The following is a 7,667-nucleotide window of genomic DNA, read 5'->3' as shown; positions in this document are numbered from 1 at the left end:
GTGATCGACGTGCACCTGCACGGCACCTTCTTCGTCAGCCGCGCCGCGGCCAGCTACTTCAAGGACCAGGAGAGCGGCGCCTACGTGCACATGACCTCGACCTCGGGCCTGATCGGCAACCTGGGCCAGGCCAACTACTCGGCGGCCAAGCTGGGCATTGCCGCGCTGTCCAAGTCGATCGCGCTGGACATGCAGCGCTTCAACGTGCGCTCGAACTGCATCGCGCCGTTCGCCTGGAGCCGCATGACCAGCTCGATCCCGGCCGAAACGCCGGAAGAGAAGGCACGCGTGGCCAAGCTGCAGAAGATGGAAGCCGGCAAGATCGCGCCGGTGGCGGTCTACCTTGCCAGCCCGGCCGCCAGCGAAGTCAACGGCCAGATCTTCGCGGTGCGCGCCAACGAGATCATCCTGATGAGCCAGCCGCGCCCGGTGCGCTCGGTGCATATGAGCGAAGGCTGGACCCCTGAAACCGTGGGCGAGATCGCCATGCCGGCCATGCGCAACAGCTTCTTCAAGCTGGAGCGTTCCCCCGACGTGATCAGCTGGGACCCGATCTGATGGCGGGCAGCCAGGCCCCGGCGCACGGCGCGCTTGCCGGCGTGCGGGTGCTGGACCTGTCGCGCATCCTGGCCGGTCCGTGGTGCGCGCAGAACCTGGCGGACCTGGGCGCCGAAGTCATCAAGGTGGAGCGGCCCGGCGCGGGCGACGACACCCGTTCGTGGGGGCCGCCCTGGCTGCCCGGCGCGGACGGGCAGCCGTCGCGCGACGCCACCTACTTTGCCGGCGCCAACCGTGGCAAGCAGTCGGTGACGCTCGATATCGCCAGCCCGCAAGGGCAGGAGATCGTGCGCGAACTGGCGGCCAAGTCGCAGATCGTGCTGGAGAACTACAAGGTCGGCGACCTGAAGCGCTACGGGCTGGACTATGACAGCCTCAAGGCGATCAACCCGTCCATCGTCTACTGCTCGATCACGGGCTACGGCCAGACCGGGCCGAGCGCGCACAAGCCCGGCTATGACTTCATCTTCCAGGGCCTGGGCGGCCTGATGAGCGTCACCGGCGAGCGCGACGACCTGCCCGGCGGCGGGCCGCAGAAGGTGGGCGTGGCGGTGGTCGACATGCTCACCGGCATGTATGCCACCGTGGCCGTGCTGGCCGCGTTGCGCCATGCCGAGCGCACCGGCGAGGGCCAGCATATCGACATGGCGCTGCTCGATGCGGTGGTGGCGGTCGGCGCCACGCCCATCATCGCCCAGCGCGTGACCGGCAAGGCCATGCCGCGCTACGGCAATGCGCACGCCAATATGGTGCCCTACCATGTGTTCGCCACCGCCGACGGCTACATGATCGTGGCGGCCGGCAACGACGGACAGTGGCAGGCGTATTGCCGCGGCGTCGAGCGTCCCGACCTGGCCGCCGACGAGCGCTTTGCCACCGGCCCCGGCCGCATCATCCATCGCGACACGCTGGTGCCGCTGCTCGAGGCGCATATGCGCACGCGGCCGACGGCGCACTGGGTGCAGGCGCTGGAAGCGCAGGGCATCCCGTGCGGGCCGATCAACGACTACGGCCAGGTGCTGGAAGACCCGCAGGTGCGGCATCGCGAGCTGCAGGTCGACCTGGTGCGCGACGACGGCAGCCTGTGCCCGACCGTCAAGAGCCCGCTGCGGCTGTCGGCAACCCCGGTGCAATACGACGCACCGCCGCCGCGGCTGGGCGAGCATACCGCGCACGTGCTGGAATCGGTGCTGGGTATGTCGGCCGAGCGCATCGCCAGGCTGCGCGAGCAAGGCGTGGTCTGACTGGAGGCGGGTGCCTGGCGGAAGCTGCCGGGCACCGCCTGCTTCCGGGCGGATCGCCAGGCCTCGGCACAAAGTCCCCCCATCGCCTAGGCTGTCTGGGTAGCGGCCCGAACCGTTGTTCCCGGTTCCCCACAGGAGACAGCCATGAACGAAGAGACCTTTAACCTCAGCATCCGCAAGTTCCTGAAGGTGGTCGGCGTCAGTTCCCAGCGCGAGATCGAACAGGCGGTCGCGAAGGCGGTGGCCGACGGCACCATCGCCGGCAACGAGCACTTCCCGGTGTCGGTGACCCTGGAACTGGCCGGCGTCAAGCTCCAGGCGCGCTTCGAGGGTGAAATCCAGCTTGAGTAAGGCGGTCTGGCGGTGTTCGCAGTGGTTCTGTTTCTTGCGTGAAACGCCAAAAGGATGACCGTGTCCGGCCCTTTTGTTGCGCAAGTTGCTCCTTCTGCACGATGGGCGCGCAGGTTCCCCCCACATATGCTTCCCGGAAACGTCGAACCAATGGGACCGGGGGGATACCATGGCTGGATGCAACGAGCGCCCGCATGGCGCTGGGGGCGGGGTATGCGCAGGCAGTGCAACGCGACGTGCGCAAGCACGGGTTACACGCCACCGCTCGGGCCACGGGCTGCTCTGAAGCGCGGGGGCCGTTGCCATGCATGCCGCCGCCGCGCCCGCAAGGAACATCGACGATACCGGCTGGAACCTGCCGGATCCGGCAGGTCGGCACGCGCGCGCCGAGGATCCGCTGCTGGCATGCCTGCTCTGGCTGGCCCGGCGCTTCCAGCGGCCGGTCGCGGCCGAAGCCCTGATTGCGGGCCTGCCGCTTGAAGCGGATCGCCTGACGCCTGCCTTGTTTGCGCGCGCGGCCGCGCGCGCGGGCATGTCGGCCCGACTGGTCAAGCGCCCGCTGGACGACATCCCCGACCTGGTGCTGCCCGCCATCCTGCTGCTCGACCAGGGCGAGGCCTGCGTATTGCTGCGCCGTGGCGACGACGGAATGCTGCTGGTTTCGCAGCCGGAGTGGGGCGGCGGCGAGCAGCCGTTGCGCCAGGAAGACCTGCTGGCCCGGTACACCGGCCATGCCATCTTCGCCCGGCCCGCGCACCGCGTCGAGGCGGCCGGCGATGCCGGGCCGTCGCCGCACGGATGGTTCTGGGGCGTGATGCGCCAGTCGTGGCCGCTCTATGGCGAGGTGCTGGTTGCCTCGCTGCTGCTCAGCCTGTTCGCGCTGGTCATGCCGCTGTTCACCATGAACGTCTATGACCGCGTGGTGCCGAATCACGCGCTGGAAACGCTGTGGGCGCTGGCCATCGGCGTGGGCCTGGTGCTTGGCTTCGAGCTGGTGATGCGCACGCTGCGCGGCTATTTTGTCGACGTGGCTGGCCGGCGTATCGATGTCACGGTCTCCGCGACGGTGTTCGAGAAGGTGCTGGGCATCGAGATGAAGGCGCGGCCAGCGTCGGTGGGCAGCCTGAGCAGCCAGCTGCATGAATTCGAGTCGGTGCGCGAGTTCCTGACCTCGGCCACCATCACGACCCTGGTCGACCTTCCGTTCGCCGCGGTCTTCATTGCGGCCATGTTCTGGGTCGGTGGCCCGCTGGCCTGGGTGCCTCTGCTGGCAGTGCCGCTGGTGATGGGCATCAGCCTGCTGCTGCAGGGGCCGCTGTCGCGCGCGGTACACGCCAGCAGCGCCTGCGCGGCTCAGCGCCAGGCCGCACTGGTCGAAACCCTGGTGGGGCTGGAGACCATCAAGACCAGCGGTGCTGAAGGGGCCGCCCAGCGCAAATGGGAGCAGGTGGTCGGGCAGATGGCGCAACTGGGCCTGCGGGCGCGGCTGCTCTCCGCCTGCGTGATCAACCTCTCGCTGTTCGCCCAGCAGGCCGCCACGCTGGTGGTGGTGGTGATGGGTGTCTACCTGATCGCCGACGACCGGCTGACCACGGGCGGCCTGATTGCCTGCACCATCCTTGCCGGCCGGGCGCTGGCGCCGCTTTCGCAAGTGGCCGGGCTGACCACCCGCTATCACCAGGCGCGCACCGCGCTGGCCGGCATCGGCCGCATGATGGCGCTGCCCGTCGAGCGCCCGCCCGGCAAGCATTTCCTGCATCGTCCGCCGCTGCGCGGCGAGATCGAGTTCCGGCAGGTCAGCTTTCGCTATCCGGGCCGCGACATCGCGGCACTGGATGGGGTCTCGTTCCGCATTGCCAGCGGCGAGCGGGTCGGCCTGATCGGCCGCATCGGCTCAGGCAAGACCACCATCGAGAAGCTGATCCTCGGCCTGTACGCACCGGATGCCGGCACCGTGCTGGTCGACGGCGCGGAGGTGCGCCAGCTGGACCCGGCCGCGTTGCGGCGCGACATCGGCTATGTGCCGCAGGACGTGATGCTGTTCAGCGGCACGCTGCGCGACAACATCGTGATGGGCGCCCCGTACGCCGACGACGAAGCCGTGCTGCGCGCGGCGCGCCTGGGCGGCGTGAGCGACTTTGTCGATCGCCTGCCGGACGGCTATGACCTGCGCCTGGGCGAGCGCGGCGAAGGCCTGTCGGGCGGCCAGCGCCAGGCCATTGCCATTGCCCGCGCCGAGTTGCTGCAGCCGCCGCTGCTGCTGCTCGACGAACCCAGCAGCGCCATGGACAACCGCACCGAGGAGCAGTTCAAGGCGCGCCTGGCCCCGGCGCTGGGCGGGCGCACGCTGATCCTGGTCACGCATCGCGGCTCGCTGCTCAGCCTGGTCGATCGCCTGATCGTGATGGACCAGGGCCGCATCGTCGCCGATGGCCCCAAGGTTGAAGTCCTGAACGCGCTTGCGGGGAGGAAGCTCCATGTCGCTTCAGCCTGATCCGCAACGCGTGGGGCCAGTGCGGCGCCTGATCGCCGCGCTGAGGCCGCGTGCCGACGACACCGCCTTCATGTGCGAGCGCGATGCGGCCGCGCTGGCGCAGCCGCGCTGTTTCACGCACTGGATCCTCTGGTCCGCCCTGGTCTTCGTGCTGGTGGCGCTGGCCTGGGCCGCGCTGGCGCAGGTGGACGAGGTCGCGGTGGGCGAGGGCAAGGTGATCCCGTCGAGCCAGGTGCAGGTGGTGCAGAACCTCGAAGGCGGGATCATCGCCGAGATCATGGTGCGACCGGGGCAGGTGGTGAACAAGGACCAGCCGCTGATGCGCATCGACGATACCCGTTTCACGGCGTCATACCAGGAAGGCCGCACCAGGGACGATGCGCTGGTGGCTCGCATTGCGCGCCTGAGCGCCGAGGCCGACGGCACGGCGTTCGTGGCGAACGCGCCGGCCGATGCCGAGGGCCGCCGCTTCGTGTCCGAGGAGCGCGCGCTGTTCGAGTCGCGCAAGCGCGCGTTCGATGCCAACCTCGCCGTGCTGCGCCAGCAGTCGGAGCAGCGGCGGCAGGAGCTGACCGAGAAGCGCTCGCGCGAGCAGCAACTGCGGCAGAGCCATCGGCTGGTGGCACAGGAGCTGGCCATGATGCGCCCGATGGTGGCGCAGGGCGTGGTGTCCGAGGTCGACCTGCTGCGGCTGGAGCGGCAGGCCAATGACCTGAAAGGCGAGCTCGAGGCCGCGCGGCTCGCCATGCCGCGCCTGGAGGCCGCCTACCGCGAGAGCCAGCAGAAAGCCGACGAACTGGGCACGCATTATCGCGCCGAGGCCATGAAAGAGCTCAACCAGGCCAAGGCCGAACAGGCCGCGCAGAGCGCCACCAACACGGCGCTGCAGGACCGCGTCGACCGTACCCTGGTACGCGCCCCGCTTGCGGGCGTCATCAAGCAGATCAGGATCAATACCGTGGGTGGCGTGGTGCAGCCCGGCATGGACCTGCTGGAGATCGTCCCGCTGGAAGACACGCTGCTGGTCGAGGCGCGCGTGCGGCCTGCCGACATTGCCTTCCTGCGGCCGGGCCAGCCGGCGGTGGTCAAGCTGTCGGCCTACGACTTCTCGGTCTATGGCGGCTTTCCCGGCACCGTGGAACATATCAGCGCCGATACGCTGACGCCGGAGCGCCCGGGCGAGCGCCCCGAAAGCTACTACCTGGTGCGCGTGCGCACGCGCGACAACCGGCCAGGCGGCAGTGCCGTGCAGGTACCCATCCTGCCCGGCATGGTGGCCACGGTCGATGTGCTGACCGGGCAGAAGACGGTGCTCCATTACCTGCTCAAGCCCATCATCAAGACCAGGGAACTGGCGTTCCGGGAACGATAAGAACGGGCGGACTGCCCACGACGACAACAGGCAAGGCATGGCCGGCAGGCCGGCATTGAGGACGGAGAGTAAACATGGCAACCCTGACAGGCAGCAACGGCAGCGACAGCATCACCGGCACCACGTCCGCCGACACCATCCTGAGCGGCAATGGCAATGACTACGTCAGCGCCGGCGATGGCAACGACTATGTCGATGCCGGCAACGGCGACGATATCGTCGAAGGCGGCAGCGGCGACGACACGCTGCTGGGCGCCAACGGCAAGGACCGGGTCTTCGGCGGGCTCGGCAGCGACAACTTGTCGGGTGGCAACGGCACCGATGCGGTCTATGGCGGCGGCGGCGATGACGCGATCGGCAGCATCGACGGCTCGTCGGCGCTTTACACCGGCGACAATGGCGGCGATACGCTGTATGGCGACGGCTACGACAGCTATGCCGACTACCTGCTCGGTGCCGGCCATGAGTCGGCCCGGCCGGGTAACGACCGCATCTATGGCGGCAACGGCGACGACCTGATCTACGGGGACAACGGCAACCATGCCGCGCTGGGCGGCGACGACATCATCGCCGGCGGCAACGGCAAGGACACCATCCACGGTGAAGGCGGCAACGACAAGATCGCCGGCGGGGCAGGCGGCGACATCCTGAGCGGCGGCTACGGCGCTGACGTCTTTGTCTATAACGCTGTCTCCGACTCCACCGCGGCCGGCATGGACGTGATCACCGACTTCCAGCGCGGCTCGGACCACCTCGACTTGCGGCCCGTGCTGGGCGACACAGGCTTTGAATGGGGTGGCCGCCAGCCCACGGCCCACGGAGCCTGGTTCCAGCAATCGGAGGGCAATACCTATGTCTATGTGGATGTCGACGGCAATCCCGCCACGGCGGAAATGGTCATCAAGCTCAACGGCCTGCACGAACTGACCAAGTCGGACTTCGCCGGCTACGACAATCATGCGCCAACGGCAACAGCCGATACCCACGCGATCGGCGAGGACAACTCTCCTAACCCGATCACCGGCAATGTGCTGTCGAACGACAGCGACGTCGATGCGGGCAACGTGCTGGCCGTGGCCAATCCCGGCACCTATGCCGGCCAGTACGGCACGCTGACGCTTCACGCCGACGGCAGCTACAGCTATGCGCTGGACAACGGCAATGGCCAGGTGCAGGCATTGCGGCAGGGCCAGCAGGTCCAGGACACGTTCAGCTATGAGGTTTCTGACGGACAGGCCGGCGCGGCTTCATCGCTGAGCATCCGGATTACCGGTGCCAACGATGGAGCCACGATCACGGCCTCGGCCAGCGAAGACAAGGCGGTGACCGAGGCTGGTGGCGCTGGCAATGCTGAAACTGGCGATGCATCCGCCAGCGGCAAGCTGACGGTCACCGATGTCGATGCCGGTGAAGCGCACTTCGCCGCGGTGGCGCCGGAGAGCCTGGCAGGCCATTACGGTACCTTCACCTTCGACAGCGGCACCGGGGCCTGGAGCTATACGCTCGACAACACCAAGGCCGATGCGCTGATTGCGGGCCAGCAGGTCAGTGATTCGCTGACGGTGTCTTCCGCCGACCAGACCGCGCAGCAGACCATCAAGGTCAATATCACTGGGGCCAACGACCACGCCACCATCACGTCCTCGGC

At 68.2% G+C, this 7,667-nt stretch carries 6 protein-coding genes; all 6 read left to right on the top strand.

Annotated features, from left to right (window positions below; all coding sequences use genetic code 11):
• On the top strand, window positions 1-558 hold a 558-nt coding region (locus AC3WON_RS11510; RefSeq protein ID WP_492351868.1), incomplete at its 5' end, for an SDR family oxidoreductase.
• Window positions 558-1,802 (top strand): CaiB/BaiF CoA transferase family protein, encoded by a 1,245-nt coding sequence (locus tag AC3WON_RS11505; protein WP_492321286.1) that lies wholly within the window; start codon window positions 558-560, stop codon window positions 1,800-1,802. The genes AC3WON_RS11510 and AC3WON_RS11505, both read left to right, overlap by 1 nt.
• Window positions 1,803-1,946: 144 nt before the next feature.
• Entirely contained in the window at window positions 1,947-2,153 is a 207-nt protein-coding gene (locus AC3WON_RS11500; RefSeq protein WP_492351867.1) for a DUF6494 family protein, read from the top strand.
• Window positions 2,154-2,457: 304 nt separating this feature from the next.
• A complete protein-coding gene (locus AC3WON_RS11495) occupies window positions 2,458-4,647 on the top strand; it encodes a type I secretion system permease/ATPase (protein ID WP_492351866.1) in 2,190 nt (729 codons plus the stop codon).
• Window positions 4,631-6,019 (top strand): HlyD family type I secretion periplasmic adaptor subunit, encoded by a 1,389-nt coding sequence (locus tag AC3WON_RS11490; RefSeq protein ID WP_492351865.1) that lies wholly within the window; start codon window positions 4,631-4,633, stop codon window positions 6,017-6,019. Before AC3WON_RS11495 ends, AC3WON_RS11490 begins: the two co-directional genes overlap by 17 nt.
• 74 nt (window positions 6,020-6,093) lie before the next feature.
• Window positions 6,094-7,667 (top strand): VCBS domain-containing protein (locus AC3WON_RS11485; protein ID WP_492351864.1); only part of this gene is annotated, 1,574 nt, incomplete at its 3' end.

The sequence above is a fragment of the Cupriavidus sp. FW305-46 genome (assembly GCF_058787075.1).
Note: the sequence above shows the minus strand (reverse complement) of the source record. Positions and strands in the feature narration are given on the sequence as shown.

What these genes read in the sequence shown, in the direction of transcription:
- AC3WON_RS11505 (WP_492321286.1), top strand. Translation starts at nt 558, where the DNA reads ATGGCGGGCAGCCAGGCCCCGGCGCACGGCGCGCTTGCCGGCGTGCGG.
- AC3WON_RS11500 (WP_492351867.1), top strand. Translation starts at nt 1,947, where the DNA reads ATGAACGAAGAGACCTTTAACCTCAGCATCCGCAAGTTCCTGAAGGTG.
- AC3WON_RS11495 (WP_492351866.1), top strand. Translation starts at nt 2,458, where the DNA reads ATGCATGCCGCCGCCGCGCCCGCAAGGAACATCGACGATACCGGCTGG.
- AC3WON_RS11490 (WP_492351865.1), top strand. Translation starts at nt 4,631, where the DNA reads ATGTCGCTTCAGCCTGATCCGCAACGCGTGGGGCCAGTGCGGCGCCTG.